The sequence below is a fragment of the Streptomyces sp. NPDC048424 genome, assembly GCF_040651555.1.
Classification (GTDB): domain Bacteria; phylum Actinomycetota; class Actinomycetes; order Streptomycetales; family Streptomycetaceae; genus Streptomyces.
This window is the reverse complement of the sequence record NZ_JBEZKE010000001.1, coordinates 381,891-398,571: the sequence shown is the minus strand read 5'-3', so window position 1 is coordinate 398,571 and position 16,681 is coordinate 381,891. Positions and strand designations below refer to the sequence as shown.

Genomic DNA, 16,681 nt, shown 5'->3' with positions numbered 1-16,681 from the left:
GGGGGGGTGCCCCGACGACGACCCGGCTGCGGCCCGGCGGCGGTCAGCCCGCGCGCAGCGCCATCGTCATCGCCTCGACCGCGAGGAGGGGGGCCACGTTGCGGTCGAGAGCCTCTCGGCAGGCGATGATCGCCTCGATCCGGCGCAGGGTCCGCTCGGGACCCGAGGCCCGCACGATCCGGTCGAGGTCCTGCCGTATCTCCTCATTGGCGATGGCCACGGAAGAGCCGAGCTGCAGGGCCAGGACGTCCCGGTAGAAGCCGGTGAGGTCGGTCAGCGCCAGGTCGAGCGTGTCGCGCTGGGTCCTGGTGCGGCGGCGCTTCTGCCGGTCCTCCAGCTCCTTCATCACGCCCGCCGTGCCGCGCGGCATCCGGCTGCCGGCGCCCGCTCCGGCGCCGAGCGCGGCCCGCAGCTCCTCGGTCTCCTTGGTGTCGACCTCCTCCGCGACCTGCTTGGCGTCCTCGGCGGCGGCGTCCACCAGCTCCTGGGCGGCCTTGAGGCAGGCTCCGACGTCGTCCACCCGGAGCGGGAGCTTCAGGACCGTCGCCCTGCGCTCCCGGGCCTCCTCGTCGGTGGCCAGCCGGCGGGCGCGGTCCACGTGCCCCTGGGTGGCCCGGGCGGCGGCCAGGGCGACCGTCGGTTCGACGCCGTCCCGCCGCACCAGCATGTCGGCGACGGCCGCGACCGAGGGGGTGCTGAGGTTGAGATGGCGGCAGCGGGAGCGGATGGTCGGCAGCACGTCCTCCACGGAGGGCGAGCACAGCAGCCAGACCGTCCGGGGCGCGGGCTCCTCCACGGCCTTGAGGACCGCGTTGGCGGACTTCTCGTTCAGCCGCTCGGCGTCCTCGACCAGGATGACCTGCCAGCGGCCCGTGGCGGGTGACGTGTAGGACTTGCGGACGGTGTCCCGCATGTCGGCGACGAGGATCTGGCTGCCGACGGCGACGACGGTGGAGACGTCCGCGTGCGTGCCGACCATCGTGGTGTGGCAGCCGTCGCAGAACCCGCAGCCGGGCTCACCGCCGAGGGCGCGGTCGGGGCTGGTGCACTGCAGGGCGGCCGCGAAGGCCCGGGCGGCGGTGACCCGCCCGGCTCCGGGCGGGCCGGTGAACAGCCAGGCGTGGGTCATCTTGGAGGCCGCGGGCGGGGCGGTCCCGTTCGTGATGGCCGTGACCAGGGCGTCGGCGTCGCGGGCGGCGGCGGACAGCTGCGTCTGGACCCGCTCCTGTCCCACCAGGTCGTCCCATACGGGCATCCCGCCCACCGCCTTTCACTCTCCGTGCACCCATTGTGGCGGGCGCCACTGACAATCCGGTCCCGTCGAGGTCAGCGGCGGCGGCGCGGTCCTCGTTCGCCCTCGTCGTCCTCGTCGTCCCGGTGGCGGCCCAGCAGTTCGTCCGCCAGCGTCGGCAGATCGTCCAGCGGGGTCTCCTCGGCCCAGTCCGGGCGCGGCCGCTGCGGCCGGCCGTCCTCGCCGAGCACGGGGAGCTCCCGCGTGCGGTCGTTGGTCGAGTCCCGGAAGATGCCCGACGGCACCCGGTCTTCCGGGTTCTCCTCGGGGCGCCGGGCCGTCGGCCGCGAAGCGGACCGGGCCCGACCGGTACCGGCGCCGGCGCCGCTGCCGCCGCCCTGCGGGGCGGCCCCCGGGCGGACCGGCGGCAGCACGGCCGTCTCGTCGGCCGGGCGAACGGGCGGCAGTACGGCCGTCTCGTCGGCGGACGCCCGGTCCACCTTCGGCACCGGCACGGTCTGGGTGACGTCGTCCGGCTGGACGACCCGCTTGACCACGGGGGTTTCCACCGTCACCGCGTCGTCCGGGTGCGGCTCCTTCGTCATGGGCACCTTGGGCGCCGAAGCAGGTGCAGGAGCGGGCGCGGGCACGGCAGCAGGAGCCGGAGCGGGCGCCGAAGCCGCAGCGGCCTCCGCCGCGGCAGCAGCGGCCGCGGCCTTCGCCGCCGCCTCGGCCGAAGCCGCCTCCACCAGCCGGCGTGCCTCCTCGGCCTTCAGCAGGGCCTCCTCGGCCCGCCGCTGCTTCTCCAGCCGCCGCTCCTCGGCCTCGGCCCGCAGCCGGGCCTCTTCCTCGGCCTGCCGGCGCAGCCGCTCGGCCTCCACCGCACGGGCCTTCTCCTCGGCCTCCACGCGCAGCCGCTCGGCCTCGGCCCTGGCACGGGCCTCCTCCTCGGCGCGCTGCCGCTCCTCGGCGGCCCTGCGCGCGGCCTCGGCCTCCGCCTTGATCCGCGCTTCCTCGGCCTCGCGGGCCAGCCGGGCCTCTTCCTCGGCCCGGAGCCGCGCTTCCTCCGCCTTGCGGGCCGCCTCTTCCTCGGCCTTGCGCCGGGCCTCCTCCTCGGCGAGGCGCCGGGCTTCCGCCTGGGCGGCCACCTCGGCCTCGGAGAGCGGGAGCATCCGGTCCAGGCGGTGGCGTACGACGGTGGTCACCGAGTCCGGGTCCTGGCCCGCGTCGACCACCAGGTAGCGACCGGGGTCGGACGCGGCGAGCGTCAGGAACCCGGACCGCACCCGCTGGTGGAACTCCGCCGGCTCCGACTCCAGCCGGTCCGGCGCCTCCGTGAACCGCTCCCGCGCCGCCTCCGGCGACACGTCGAGCAGGACGGTCAGGTTCGGCACGAGCCCGTCGGTCGCCCAGCGCGAGATCCGCGCGATCTCCGTCGGGGAGAGGTCGCGGCCGGCGCCCTGGTAGGCCACCGAGGAGTCGATGTAGCGGTCCGAGATGACGACCGCGCCGCGCTCCAGGGCCGGGCGCACCACGGTGTCCACGTGTTCCGCCCGGTCGGCGGCGTACAGCAGCGCCTCGGCGCGGTTCGAGAGTCCGGCGGAGGACACGTCGAGCAGGATCGAGCGGAGCCGCTTGCCCACGGGGGTCGCCCCGGGCTCGCGGGTCACGACGACCTCGTGGCCCTTGTCCCGTATCCAGGCGGCCAGCGCCTCGACCTGGGTGGACTTGCCGGCGCCGTCGCCGCCCTCCAGGGCGATGAAGAACCCGGTGTCGGACGCGGCCTGCACCGGCTCCCCGCCGCGCAGCGCCTCGCGCAGGTCGCGCCGCAGGGGTACGCCGCTGCGGTCGTCGGCCTTGGTGAGCACCACGACGGCGACCGGCAGCAGCAGGGCGCCGACCAGCATCAGGGTGAAGGCGGCGCCGCCGTGCGCGAAGACGACCTCCGCGCCGGTCAGCCGGTGCGGGCCGATCACCGCGGCCAGCGCCGGGGCGCCGACGGCGCCGAGCGCCACGGCCACCCGTACGACCGCCTGCAGGTGCTCGGTGACCCGGGCCCGGCGGAATTCCTCGGTCTCCTGGTCCAGCAGCGTGTGGCCGGCGTTGGCCGCGACGCCCGCGGCGATGCCGGCGAGCAGCGAGAGGAAGAGCACGGTCGCGGTGTCCGGGACGAGCCCGGTCAGCAGCAGCGCGACCCCGGTCACCGCTATGGCGAGGGCCAGCAGCCGGCGCCGGGACAGGCCGGGCAGCACCTTGCCGGCCTGGGTGGCGCGGATGCCGACGGCGGTGCCGCCGACCAGCGCGAGCACGAACAGGGCGAAGGCGGCCGGGCCGCCGCCCAGGTCGAAGGCGTGCAGGACGGCCACGGCCACGGCGCAGGACACCGCTCCGGCGACCGCGGCGCAGCTCAGGACCAGCAGGGGGATGGCGCCCGTACGGCCCTTGTCGGGCCGGTCGCCCGCCTTGGGAGCGCGCAGGCCCTCCAGCGGGGAACGCGGGCGCGGGGTCGCCCCGCCGGGCAGCACCAGCGGGAGCAGCAGCGAGACCGACGCGGCGAACAGGCCTGCGGCCACGTACGAACCGAGGGCGGCCTGGTTCGCGGCGAACCAGTCCACGCCGAGGCCGAGCGCCTTGCCCACCAGGGTCGCGGCGAGCAGCGCGGCCGCCGCGACGGGGAGCGCCGCGAAGGCCGTACGCAGGGACAGCCGCCGCAGCGCGTCCAGGTGGTCGGGGAGCGGCCGTACGGTCGCCCCCTCCGGCGGCGGCGCGGGCAGCAGGGCGGGCGCCGCGCTCTCCTTGGCCAGGGTCCACAGCCGCTCGGCGGCGCCGGAGACGAAGACGGTGGCCAGCAGCGCGGTGAGCGCGTGGGCCGGGATCCAGTCGAGCCAGAGCGGGGCGACGACGAAGAGGCCGATGCGGACTCCGTCGGCGCCGATCATCGTCCAGCGGCGGTCCAGCTTGCCGCCCGCGCCGAGGAGCCCGGCGAGCGGGCCGAGGAGGACCGCGCCGAAGAGCAGGGTGGCGAGGATCCGGACCCCGAAGACGGCGGCGACGGCGAGGGCCGCGCCGCGGTATCCGCCGCCGAACGCCCCTTCCGTGGCCGCGGCCTGGAGGGCCAGCAGCACCAGCACCAGCAGGGCGAGGGCGTCTCCGATGCCGCTCACCAGCTGCGCGCTCCACAGCCGGCGCAGCCTGGGGGTGCGCAGCAGGGCGCGCACCGCACGCTCGCGGGAATCCGCGGCTAGGGCTTCGTCGTAGGTGGGGTTCGCCGGGGCGGTCACGACCGTTGGCTGCTCGGCTCGCGTCATCCGCCCAGCCTATCCGCTGCGCTTGGCGGGTGCGGAAGCCTGTGGACAAGGCCGGGTGTGACTCCGGACCCACCTTCCGGGGCTTCCGCCCCGGCCCCGGACCCCGGGGAGCGCCCGGGGTCCGCGTGCGGCGCCGTTGCGGGGGCTCCGCCCCCGAGCCCCCGCGCCTCAAACGCCGACGGGGCTCAATGCGACCGACTACTCGTCCGCGGGGGCGGCGGCGGCCTTCTTGGCCACCGTCTTCTTCGCGGTCGTCTTCTTCGCGGTCGTCTTCTTGGCCGCCGTCGTCTTCTTCGCGGCGGCGGTCTTCGTCGCCGTCGCCTTCTTCGCCGGGGCCTTCTTGGCGGGGGCCTTCTTCGCCGTCTTCTTGGCCGGGCCCTTCGCGCGCTTCTCCGCGAGCAGCTCGTAGCCCCGCTCCGGCGTGATCGTCTCGACGTCGTCGTCCCGCCGCAGCGTCGCGTTCGTCTCGCCGTCCGTCACGTACGGACCGAAGCGGCCGTCCTTGACGACCACCGGCTTCTCGCTCACCGGGTCCGTGCCCAGTTCCTTCAGCGGCGGCTTGGCCGCGGCGCGGCCCCGCTGCTTCGGCTGCGCGTAGATCGCGAGCGCCTCGTCGAGCGTGATCGAGAAGAGCTGGTCCTCGGTCTCCAGGGACCGCGAGTCCGTGCCCTTCTTCAGGTACGGGCCGTAGCGGCCGTTCTGGGCCGTGATCTCCACGCCCTCCGCGTCCGCGCCGACCACGCGCGGCAGCGACATGAGCTTGAGCGCTTCGTCCAGGGTCACCGTGTCGAGGGACATCGACTTGAAGAGGGAGGCCGTGCGCGGCTTGACCGCGTTCTTGCCCGTCTTCGGGGTGCCCTCGGGCAGGATCTCCGTCACGTACGGCCCGTAGCGGCCGTCCTTGGCGACGATCTCGTTGCCGCTGACCGGGTCCTTGCCGAGCTCGAACTCGCCGCTCGGCTTCGCGAACAGCTCCTCCGCGTACTCGATCGTCAGCTCGTCCGGAGCCATGTCGTCCGGCACGTCGGCCCGCTGGTGGCCCTCCGCGTCCTTCTCGCCCCGCTCCACGTACGGCCCGTAGCGGCCGACCCGCAGCACGATGCCCTCGCCGACCGGGAAGGAGGAGATCTCCCGGGCGTCGATCGCGCCCAGGTCCGTGACCAGCTCCTTCAGACCGCCGAGGTGGTCCCCGTCGGCCGGCACGACCTCGGTCGCGTCCTCCGAACCGAAGTAGAACCGCTTCAGCCACGGCACGGACTGGGCCTCGCCGCGCGCGATGCGGTCGAGGTCGTCCTCCATCTTCGCGGTGAAGTCGTAGTCGACGAGCCGGCCGAAGTGCGTCTCCAGCAGGTTGACCACGGCGAACGACAGGAAGGACGGCACGAGCGCCGTGCCCTTCTTGAAGACGTACCCGCGGTCGAGGATCGTGCCGATGATCGACGCGTACGTCGACGGGCGGCCGATCTCGCGCTCTTCGAGCTCCTTGACCAGCGAGGCCTCGGTGTAGCGGGCCGGCGGCTTGGTCGAGTGCCCGTCCGCCGTGATCTCCTCGGCGGCGAGCGCGTCGCCCTCCGCGACCTGCGGCAGCCGCTTCTCGCGGTCGTCGAGCTCGGCGTTCGGGTCGTCCGCGCCCTCGACGTACGCCTTCATGAAGCCGTGGAAGGTGATCGTCTTGCCGGAGGCGGTGAACTCGGCGTCCCGGCCGTCCGAGGCCCGGCCGCCGATCTTCACGGTGACGGAGTTGCCGACCGCGTCCTTCATCTGGGAGGCGACGGTCCGCTTCCAGATGAGCTCGTACAGGCGGAACTGGTCGCCCGTCAGACCCGTCTCGGCCGGCGTGCGGAAACGATCACCCGAAGGCCGGATCGCCTCGTGCGCCTCCTGCGCGTTCTTGACCTTGCCGGCGTAGACGCGCGGCTTCTCCGGCAGGTAGTCGGCCCCGTAGAGCTGGGTGACCTGCGCCCGCGCCGCCGACACCGCGGTGTCGGACAGCGTGGTGGAGTCGGTACGCATATAGGTGATGAAGCCGTTCTCGTACAGCTTCTGCGCCACCTGCATCGTCGCCTTCGCACCGAAGCCGAGCTTGCGCGAGGCCTCCTGCTGGAGCGTCGTCGTACGGAAGGGGGCGTACGGGGAACGGCGGTACGGCTTGGACTCGACCGACCGGACGGCGAACGAGGTGTCCGCCAGCGCGGCGGCGAGCGCCCGGGCGTTCGCCTCGTCGAGGTGCAGCACCTCGCTCTTGAGCTGCCCGTTCGAGCCGAAGTCACGGCCCTGCGCCACGCGCTTGCCGTCCACCGTGTTCAGGCGGGCGACCAGCGTCGAGGGGTCGGACGCGTCACCGGCACGCCCGGTGGAGAAGGTTCCGGTCAGGTCCCAGTACTCGGCGGACCGGAAGGCGATGCGCTCGCGCTCCCGCTCGACGACGAGGCGGGTGGCGACGGACTGGACGCGCCCGGCCGACAGCCGCGGCATGACCTTCTTCCACAGGACCGGCGAGACCTCGTAGCCGTAGAGACGGTCGAGGATGCGGCGGGTCTCCTGGGCGTCGACCATGCGCTGGTTCAGTTCGCGCGGGTTGGCGACGGCGTCGCGGATCGCGTCCTTGGTGATCTCGTGGAAGACCATCCGGTGGACGGGGACCTTGGGCTTGAGGACTTCCTGCAGGTGCCACGCGATGGCTTCGCCCTCGCGGTCCTCATCGGTGGCGAGGAAGAGTTCGTCGGACTCGGCCAGCAGCTCCTTGAGCTTCCTGACCTGGGCCTTCTTGTCGGCGTTGACGACGTAGATGGGCGCGAAGTCGTGCTCGACGTCCACGCCGAGACGGCGGACCTCGCCGGTGTACTTGTCGGGAACCTCGGCCGCGCCGTTCGGGAGGTCGCGGATGTGCCCGACGCTCGCCTCGACGACGTATCCGGGGCCGAGGTAGCCCTTGATCGTCTTCGCCTTGGCTGGGGACTCGACGATGACGAGTCGGCGGCCGCCCTTTGCGGTCTCGCTAGTCGGGGACAACTTGGCTCTTCTCTCCGGTCGGCACTCGGTCGCAGTACGGCGACGCTGCGGAGTGTGACGGTACAACCCGCCCCCGTGTCAAACGGCAGAAGCCCGCAACGGCCACTCGAACGGTAACCCGACAAGTGGCGTTTCTGCCGCCCGGATGCCGCGCCGGAGCGTTCCCGATCACCGGGCCGGGTGGCCGCGGGGCCGTCTGGCCCCGCTCCCGCACCCCGTCCCACGTCGGCTTTCCCGGCCGGATCCGGGCCGGACCGGGCCCTCGTACGGGCCCTCGCACTCCGGTGTCAGAGCCGGGCGAGGCACCACGCCCCGAGGGCCAGCGAGCCCCCGCCGGCGAGCAGGATCAGCGGGACCGCCACGACGGGGCGCACGCCCTCGGCCACCGGCTCGCGGTGCAGGGCGCGCGCCCCCGTCCAGACCAGCAGAGCGGCCCCGAACAGCAGGAACACGGCCGCCGCGAAGATCGCCGGACCGTTCTCCATGCCGCTCCCCTTACCCCCGGACCGCCCTCGGGATTCCCCCCGGAACCCGCTGCGCAGGAGACTGCCAGCCCCCGGGGTACAGCGGGCGAACCCCGGGTTACATCCCGGCGCCGCTACCGCGCGGGGCCCTGCCCCGGCTCCAGGAAACCCTGCTCGACCAGCATCCGGATCGACTCGGGCGTCCGGTCCCGCAGGACCACCGGATCCTCCTGCACCAGCTGCGCGATCGCGTCCAGGATCCGGCCCGCGGTCAGTGAGCCGTCACACACTCCGGCGAAGCCCGCGCCGACCGTGTCGACCTTGGTGGCGCGCCGCATCCCGCGGTTCTGCCGGAGCACGACGTGCTCGGGATCCTCCGCGCCGGGCGCGCCGACCTGCTCCTGCACCACTTCCTCGGCCAGCACGAAATAGGCCTCCAGCAGGGCCGCGTCATCGTGTTCCCGCAGGTAGTCCTGGCGGGCGAAGTGGGCGAGCACCGCCTCGCCGAGCGGCTGCTCCACCGTGTGCGGCCACTCCTCGACCACGATCGAGGGCTCGGCGGCGTCCGACCGGCGCAAGGTGATCCAGCCGAAGCCGACGGACTTCGTCTTGCGGGCCTCGAACTCGTCCAGCCAGGCCTCGTACCGCCGCGCGTACTCCTCGGGGTCGCTCCGGTGGTCGCCCGCGTCGCGCAGCCACAGCTCCGCGTACTGCGTCACGTCCTGCACGTCACGCTGCACGATCCAGGCGTCGCAGCCGCGCGGCACCCAGGAGCGCAGCCGGTCGCGCCAGTCCTCGCCCTCGACGTGCTGCCAGTTGCCGAGGAACTGCGCGTACCCGCCCGGGTTGAGCCGCGCTCCGGCCTCCTGGACCAGGGTCCGGCACAGGTCGTCGCCGCCCATTCCGCCGTCCCGGTACGTCAGCCGGGCGCCCGGGGAGATCACGAACGGCGGGTTCGACACGATCAGGTCGTACGTCGCCTCGCCGACCGGTTCGAAGAGGGACCCGGTGAGCAGCTCGGCCTCCGGGGCGCCCGACAGGGCCAGCGTCAGACGGGTGAAGTCCAGGGCGCGCGGGTTGACGTCGGTGGCGGTGACCCGGGTGGCGTGCCGGGAGGCGTGCAGCGCCTGGATGCCCGATCCGGTGCCGACGTCGAGGGCCGAGCCGACGGGGGTGCGGACGGTGATCCCGGCCAGCGTGGTGGAGGCACCGCCGACGCCGAGGACCACGCCCTCCTCGCGGCTGCCGATCCCCCCGGCCCCGCCGACGGCGCAGCCGAGGTCGGACACGATGAACCAGTCCTCGCCGTCCGGGCCGCCGTACGGGCGCACGTCGACGGTCGCGTACACAGTGCCTTCGCCGTCGGTGGCCCCCTCCAGCCGGAGCCAGCCGTCGGCCAGGGCCGCGTCGACGGGCAGTGCGGCGGCGGCGCGCACGTACGGCTCGGGCTGCTGGAGCAGGAACAGCCGGACCAGGCTCGCGAGCGGGCCGTCGTCGGCGCCACGGGTGGCGCGCAGGGCGGGGACCGTCTCACTGCGGGCCAGGGCGGCGTAGGCGGGGGCGCCGAGCAGGTCGAGCAGCCCGTCGGCGGTGAAACCGGCGGCCAGCAGGGCACTGCGGAGTTCGGCGGCATGGTCGGACGCGGGAAGGCTGGTGGTACTCACGCGTCCATTGTGTCCGCTGGGGCCCGTCCTGCCGATCAGCCGGGGCCCGTGCGTACGAAAGGGCGACCGCGGCCCCTTCCGGGACCCCGGCCGCCCTGATCGGACGCCCTACTTCGCCGTGGGCGAGGGCGCCGCGACCTGACAGCCCTTCTGGGCGTTGATCGCCTTGTCCAGGCCTCCCGCGTTGAGCGTGGCGAGGGCGTCCTGACCGCCCTTCGTCGCCTCCTGAAGGCCGCCCGCGACCTCCTTCAGGCCGTCGGCGAACTTCGTCTGCTCCTTGGGGTCGAGGGCGTCCATCTTCGTCTTCAGGTCGGCGTACCCCTTGGACGTCGCCTCGAAGCCCTTGGCGGCCGCCTCCTGGGTCGCCGCGCCGTCCTTGACCGGCGGGACTCCCGCCGACTGCAGGGCGGCCCCCATGGTCTTGTACGACTCCGACATGGTCGCGAAGGCCGCAGAATCGGTCTGCTGGACCTCCTCGGGCTTACTGCTCTCCGTCGCCACGCGCTTGATGTCGGCGTTGGCGGTCTCGATCTTCTTGAGTTCGGGCTGCCACTTGTCGCAGACCTTCTTGGCCCAGGCGCTGGCCTTCTCGTCGGTCTCGTCCCCGCCGCAGCCGGACAGGACGAGCATCAGCACCGCACCGCCCGACAATGCGGCCGCAAGCTTCTTGTTCACCGGATTGGTCCCTTCGAAGGCTCTCGGCCCGGAAGATACACGTCTGCCATCCGGGCACGCACAAAGGCGGACAGACGGCGCGTCAGTCCGCGCTGCCTGTCCGCCCTTCGGGCGTACGGCCGGCCCTGCCCGGCCCTGCCCGTCCTGCTGCCGGGACCTCGGGTCAGGAGACCGTCGCGGGGTCGGCCGGCTGGGCCACCCGCTCGGCGGCTCCGCCCTCGGTCTCGTCGCCGACCGCGATGCCGCGGCGCTTGGAGATGTACACCGCGGCGATGATGACACCGATCGCGAGGACCGCGACGATCGCCCGCACGGTCGGGCTGCTGTCCGCGCCGTAGCTGAACTGCACGACGGCGGGGGCGATCAGCAGCGCCACCAGGTTCATGACCTTGAGCAGCGGGTTGATCGCGGGACCGGCGGTGTCCTTGAACGGGTCGCCGACCGTGTCGCCGATGACGACCGCGGCGTGGGCCTCGCTGCCCTTGCCGCCGTGGTGGCCGTCCTCGACGAGCTTCTTCGCGTTGTCCCACGCGCCACCGGAGTTGGCGAGGAAGACCGCCATCAGCGTGCCCGTGCCGATGGCGCCGGCGAGGAAGGAGCCGAGCGCGCCCACGCCGAGGGAGAAGCCCACGGCGATCGGGGTGAGAACGGCGAGCAGGCCGGGCGTGGCGAGCTCGCGCAGCGCGTCCTTCGTGCAGATGTCGACGACGCGCCCGTACTCGGGCTTCTCGGTGTAGTCCATGATCCCCGGGTGCTCGCGGAACTGCCGGCGCACCTCGTAGACCACGGCGCCCGCGGAGCGGGAGACCGCGTTGATGGCGAGGCCGGAGAACAGGAACACGACCGCCGCGCCCAGGATCAGCCCGACGAGGTTGTTGGGCTGTGCGATGTCCAGGCTGAGGTTCATCTCCCCGGCCTTGGCTCCGACCTCCTTGACGGCGGTGGCGATCGCGTCGTTGTACGAGCCGAAGAGCGCGGCCGCGGCGAGCACGGCCGTGGCGATGGCGATGCCCTTGGTGATGGCCTTGGTGGTGTTGCCCACGGCGTCCAGGTCGGTCAGGACCTGCGCACCGGCGCCCTCGACGTCGCCGGACATCTCGGCGATGCCCTGGGCGTTGTCGGAGACCGGCCCGAAGGTGTCCATGGCGACGATGACGCCGACGGTGGTGAGCAGGCCGGTGCCGGCCAGGGCCACCGCGAAGAGCGCGAGCAGGATCGACGTACCGCCGAGCAGGAACGCGCCGTAGACGCCGAGGCCGATGAGCAGCGCCGTGTAGACGGCGGACTCCAGGCCGACGGAGATGCCGGCGAGGACGACGGTGGCCGCGCCGGTCAGGGAGGACTTGCCGATGTCCCGGACGGGACGGCGGTTGGTCTCCGTGAAGTAGCCGGTCAGCTGCTGGATCAGGGCCGCGAGCACGATGCCGATGGCGACGGCGACGACGGCCAGGATGCGCGGGTCACCGGAGTGGTTGGTGATCGCCGGGTTCTCGACGCCGACCAGCTCCTTGTAGGTGGCCGGCAGGTAGGCGTAGACGGCGATCGCGACCAGCACCAGGGAGATCACGGCCGAGATGAAGAAGCCGCGGTTGATGGCGGTCATGCCGCTGCGGTCGGAGCGCCGCGGGGAGACCGCGAAGATGCCGATCATCGCGGTGATGACGCCGATCGCGGGGACGATCAGCGGGAAGGCGAGGCCCAGGTCGCCGAAGGCGGCCTTGCCGAGGATGAGCGCGGCCACGAGGGTGACGGCGTAGGACTCGAAGAGGTCGGCCGCCATTCCGGCGCAGTCTCCGACGTTGTCGCCCACGTTGTCGGCGATGGTCGCGGCATTGCGCGGGTCGTCCTCCGGAATGCCCTGCTCGACCTTGCCGACCAGGTCGGCGCCGACGTCGGCGGCCTTGGTGAAGATGCCGCCGCCCACGCGCATGAACATCGCGATCAGGGCGGCGCCGAGACCGAAGCCCTCCAGGACCTTGGGGGCGTCGGCGGCGTAGACCAGCACGACGCACGAGGCGCCGAACAGGCCGAGCCCGACGGTGAACATGCCGACCACGCCACCCGTGCGGAAGGCGATCTTCATCGCCTTGTGGGAGACCTCGGTCAGGTCCTTGGCGGGCTCTCCCTCGGCGGGGGTCGCCTCCCGCGCGGCGGCGGCGACGCGGACGTTGGCGCGGACCGCGAGGCGCATGCCGATGTAGCCGGTGGCCGCCGAGAAGATGGCTCCCACGAGGAAGAAGGCGGAACGTCCCGCCCGCTGCGTCCAGTCGTCGGCGGGGAGCAGGAAGAGCAGGAAGAAGACCACGACGGCGAAGACGCCGAGGGTGCGCAGCTGCCGGCCGAGGTAGGCGTTGGCGCCTTCCTGGACGGCCGCGGCGATCTTCTTCATGCTGTCGGTTCCCTCGTCGGCGGCGAGGACCTGGCGGACCAGGATCTGCGCGACGACGAGTGCGGCGAGTGCCACGGCCGCAATGACGATCACGATGAGCCGATTGTCATCGGTGAGTACTGCGGATGCCAGATCTGTGGTGCGATCCGGCGCGATAGGGGTGAAGAGCCCCGTCATTCGTCCTCCTTGACGTGATGAGCTCAAGATGTGGACGGATTGTAGGGAGCGCGCCCCGATCAAAACAGTGCGCAGGAAACGCAATTGGCGTGCTCTTGCTCCTCAGCAATAGATCGCGTCACTCCATTACCCTCGAAAGTGGTAATGGGGCAAAGGCATTGACGGCCGGTCATTGATCTAGGGAAATGAAAAAGGCCCTGCTCAGCAGGGCCTTGATAAAGATCGGAAGATATGACGGGCCGTACGCCCGGTGGATCTACGGAAGGTCCGAGGACCCGGTGACGGGCCAGCTCATCCGGATCGTCCCGCCCGATTCCCCACTGGTCACCTCGACGTCGTCGACGAGCCCGCTGATCACGGCGAGACCCATCTCGTCCTCCGTCTCGGCGTCGGGGTCCAGGGCGGCGTCGAGTCCGGACACGGCCTCGCTGGAGCCGCCGCCCGGCCCCGGCACCTCGTCGCCGACCTCGATGGAGAACGACTTGTCCTCCTCGGTCAGGACCACCCGGACGGGCGCGGTCAGCCCGTAGCTGCGATGGAGCCCGACGGCACGCGAGCAGGCCTCGCCCACGGCGAGGCGGACCTCGTCGAGGACGGCTTCCTCCACACCGGCCCGGCGCGCCACGGCGGCCGCGACGAGGCGGGCCGTCCGGACGTGTTCGGGCTGGGCGCTGAAGCGCAGTTCAACGGTGGCCATGCGCGTCCCCCTCGGACTACGGGCGTGCCTTGACAGGGGCCCTGGCCATCCATGGCCCGGTACCCCCGCTCTCCTTGCCGGCTCCCGGCGGCCCGAAGGCCGCCGGGAGCCGCCCGGAGACGTCAGTCGGTGGCGTTGACGGCGTCTTCCACCGTGGTGTGGATCGGGAAGACCTTGGTCAGACCGGTGATGCGGAAGATCTTCAGGATGCGCTCCTGGTTGCACACCAGGCGCAGCGAACCCTCGTGCGCACGGACGCGCTTGAGACCTCCCACGAGCACACCAAGTCCGGTGGAGTCGAGGAAGTCCACTCGCTCCATGTCGACAACCAGGTGGTAGCTGCCGTCGTTCACCAACTCGACCAACTGCTCGCGCAGCTTGGGCGCGGTATACACATCAATCTCGCCACCGACCTCCACGACCGTACGGTCGCCGACAGTGCGAGTCGACAGGGACAGGTCCACGGATCCTCCAGCACCTTGCTATCGAGCGGCGCCCCCTAGGGGCCTCCCCACCCGAAGGTAGGCGAGGGATTGGCTGCCGCGATGGCATTCAATCACTTACCGGCAGGCGCGCACGACGCCTTCGGACCATTGTCCCGCACGCCGGTGACACACTCGGTTCCAATGGCCAATACTCACGGTCCCGGACGGCCCAAGCCACCCGTGGACCCAAGACCCACTCCCGGCACGGTCCTGGACCGCCTGTCACGGGGGCCTTCCCGAGCTGCGCGCATCACCCATACGGAGCACTTGCCCCCTCGAGCGGGCCGTCATGCAGTCTGGCCCGATCGCATCCGAACGGATGTCGTAGCCGCGATCCAGGCCGCCGGCATCGACCATCCGTGGGAGCACCAGGCCGCGGCGGCCGAGCACGCCCTGGACGGCGAGTCCGTGGTCGTCGCCACCGGTACCGCCTCGGGCAAGTCCCTGGCCTACCTCGCGCCCGTGCTCTCCGCCCTCGCGGACGGCGCGGAGGCCCCGAACGGCAGGGGCGCCACGGCCCTGTACCTGGCCCCCACCAAGGCCCTGGCGGCCGACCAGCGGCGCGCCGTACGGGAACTGGCCGCCCCGCTGGGCAACGCCGTCCGCCCCGCGGTCTACGACGGGGACACGCCCGTCGAGGAACGCGAGTGGGTGCGCCAGTACGCGAACTACGTGCTGACCAACCCCGACATGCTGCACCGCGGGATCCTCCCGGCCCACCCGCGCTGGTCCTCCTTCCTGCGCGCCCTGCGCTACGTCGTGATCGACGAGTGCCACACCTACCGCGGGGTATTCGGCTCCCACGTGGCACAGGTCCTGCGCCGGCTGCGGCGACTGTGCGCCCGCTACGGCTCCGAACCGGTCTTCCTGCTGGCCTCCGCCACGGCCAGCGACCCCGCGGCCGCCGCGTCCCGGCTGACCGGCGTACGAGTGATCGAGATCACCGACGACGCCTCTCCGCGCGGCGAGGTGGTCTTCGCCCTGTGGGAGCCGCCGCTGCTCACCGAACTGCGCGGCGAGAAGGGCGCTCCCGTACGCCGTACGGCCACCGCGGAGACCGCCGACCTGCTGACGGACCTGGTGGTCCAGGGCGTCCGCACGGTCGCCTTCGTCCGCTCCCGGCGCGGCGCGGAGCTGATCTCGGTGATCGCCCAGGAGCGGCTCGCCGAGGTGGACCGCTCGCTGGCCCGGCGGGTCGCGGCCTACCGGGGCGGCTACCTGCCCGAGGAGCGGCGGGCCCTGGAGCGGGCCCTGCACTCCGGCGAGCTGCTGGGACTGGCCGCCACGACGGCCCTGGAGCTGGGCGTGGACGTCTCCGGACTGGACGCCGTACTGATCACCGGGTACCCCGGCACGAGGGCTTCCCTGTGGCAGCAGGCCGGCCGCGCGGGGCGGGCCGGCCAGGGCGCCCTGGCCGTGCTGATCGCCCGCGACGACCCGCTGGACACCTACCTCGTCCACCATCCCGAGGCGCTGTTCCGCCAACCGGTGGAAGCCACCGTCCTGGACCCCGACAACCCGTACGTCCTCGCCCCCCACCTGTGCGCGGCGGCGGCCGAGCTTCCGCTGACCGACGCCGACCTGGACCTCTTCGGCCCGGCGACCGAAGAACTCCTCTCCCAGCTGGAAGCGGCGAAGCTGCTGCGCCGACGGGCGACCGCCTGGCACTGGACCCGCCGGGAACGGGCCTCGGACCTGACCGACATCCGGGGCGGCGGCGGCCGCCCGGTGCAGATCGTCGAGGCCGCCACCGGCCGGCTGCTGGGCACGGTCGACGAGTCCGCCGCCCACACCGCCGTCCACGACGGGGCCGTCCACCTCCACCAGGGCCGCACGTATCTCGTGAAACACCTGGACCTGGAGGATTCGGCGGCCCTCGTGGAAGAGGCCGATCCGCCCTTCTCCACCACCGCCCGCGACACCACCTCCATCTCCATCCTGGAGACCGAGACCGAGATCCCGTGGGGCTCGGCCCGGCTCTGCTTCGGCTCCGTCGAGGTCACCAACCAGGTCGTCTCCTATCTGCGCCGCAAACTGATCACCGGCGAGGTCCTGGGCAAGGCCAAACTGGACCTGCCACCCCGCACCCTGCGCACCCGGGCCGTGTGGTGGACGGTGACCGAGGACCAGCTCGACGAGGCCCGGATCAACCCGGAGATCCTCGGCGGAGCCCTGCACGCCGCCGAGCACGCCTCCATCGGCATGCTTCCGCTGTTCGCCACCTGCGACCGCTGGGACATCGGCGGCGTCTCCGTGCCGCTGCATCCCGACACCCTCCTCCCCACGGTCTTCGTCTACGACGGCCACCCCGGCGGCGCCGGCTTCGCGGAGCGCGCCTTCCACACCGCCGCCGCCTGGCTGACGGCGACCCGTGACGCAATCGCCGCCTGCGAGTGCGAGGCCGGCTGCCCTTCCTGCATCCAGTCCCCCAAATGCGGCAACGGCAACGACCCCCTCCACAAACGCGGTGCCATCCGCCTCCTCACCCGGCTCCTCGCCGAATCCCCACCGACCCCGCCCGCCGGCCCCGACCCGGGCCCTGATGCGGGCCCTGGCACCTCCTGAGGCCCGGCCCGGCC

10 protein-coding genes are annotated in these 16,681 nt (G+C 72.6%); 1 reads left to right on the top strand and 9 read right to left on the bottom strand.

Annotation, left to right across the window (positions count from 1 at the left end; all coding sequences use genetic code 11):
• Positions 1–43 precede the first annotated feature (43 nt).
• The 9 genes from AB0D29_RS01955 to bldG form a co-directional block, all read right to left on the bottom strand.
• Entirely contained in the window at positions 44–1,255 is a 1,212-nt protein-coding gene (locus AB0D29_RS01955; RefSeq protein WP_362851696.1) for a DNA polymerase III subunit delta', read from the bottom strand.
• A 71-nt stretch (positions 1,256–1,326) separates the two neighbouring features.
• On the bottom strand, positions 1,327–4,539 hold the full coding sequence (tmk, locus tag AB0D29_RS01950) for a dTMP kinase (RefSeq protein ID WP_362851695.1): 3,213 nt from the start codon (positions 4,537–4,539) through the stop codon (positions 1,327–1,329).
• A 198-nt stretch (positions 4,540–4,737) separates the two neighbouring features.
• Complete coding sequence (topA, locus tag AB0D29_RS01945; RefSeq protein ID WP_362851694.1) at positions 4,738–7,551, bottom strand: type I DNA topoisomerase; 2,814 nt, start codon at positions 7,549–7,551, stop codon at positions 4,738–4,740.
• 287 nt (positions 7,552–7,838) lie between these two features.
• Entirely contained in the window at positions 7,839–8,036 is a 198-nt protein-coding gene (locus AB0D29_RS01940) for a hypothetical protein (RefSeq protein WP_362801151.1), read from the bottom strand.
• A 113-nt stretch (positions 8,037–8,149) separates the two neighbouring features.
• The gene (locus AB0D29_RS01935) at positions 8,150–9,679 is read right to left on the bottom strand and encodes a methyltransferase (RefSeq protein ID WP_362851693.1); all 1,530 of its coding nucleotides are present in this window, start codon (positions 9,677–9,679) and stop codon (positions 8,150–8,152) included.
• 108 nt (positions 9,680–9,787) lie between these two features.
• Positions 9,788–10,354: a small secreted protein gene (locus AB0D29_RS01930; RefSeq protein WP_362851692.1), complete on the bottom strand. Its 567-nt coding sequence runs from the start codon at positions 10,352–10,354 to the stop codon at positions 9,788–9,790.
• 163 nt (positions 10,355–10,517) lie between these two features.
• Positions 10,518–12,920 carry a sodium-translocating pyrophosphatase gene (locus AB0D29_RS01925; RefSeq protein ID WP_362851691.1) on the bottom strand — a complete coding sequence of 801 codons (2,403 nt, stop codon included), beginning with the start codon at positions 12,918–12,920 and terminating at the stop codon, positions 10,518–10,520.
• Positions 12,921–13,176: 256 nt separating this feature from the next.
• Positions 13,177–13,617 carry an ATP-binding protein gene (locus tag AB0D29_RS01920; protein WP_362851690.1) on the bottom strand — a complete coding sequence of 147 codons (441 nt, stop codon included), beginning with the start codon at positions 13,615–13,617 and terminating at the stop codon, positions 13,177–13,179.
• Between the two features lie 122 nt (positions 13,618–13,739).
• Positions 13,740–14,081, bottom strand: a complete 342-nt coding sequence (gene bldG, locus AB0D29_RS01915) for an anti-sigma factor antagonist BldG (RefSeq protein WP_008743037.1) — start codon at positions 14,079–14,081, stop codon at positions 13,740–13,742.
• 81 nt (positions 14,082–14,162) lie between these two features.
• Between bldG and AB0D29_RS01910 the strand changes: the two genes are divergently transcribed.
• Positions 14,163–16,667 (top strand): DEAD/DEAH box helicase, encoded by a 2,505-nt coding sequence (locus tag AB0D29_RS01910; protein WP_362851689.1) that lies wholly within the window; start codon positions 14,163–14,165, stop codon positions 16,665–16,667.
• Positions 16,668–16,681 lie beyond the last annotated feature (14 nt).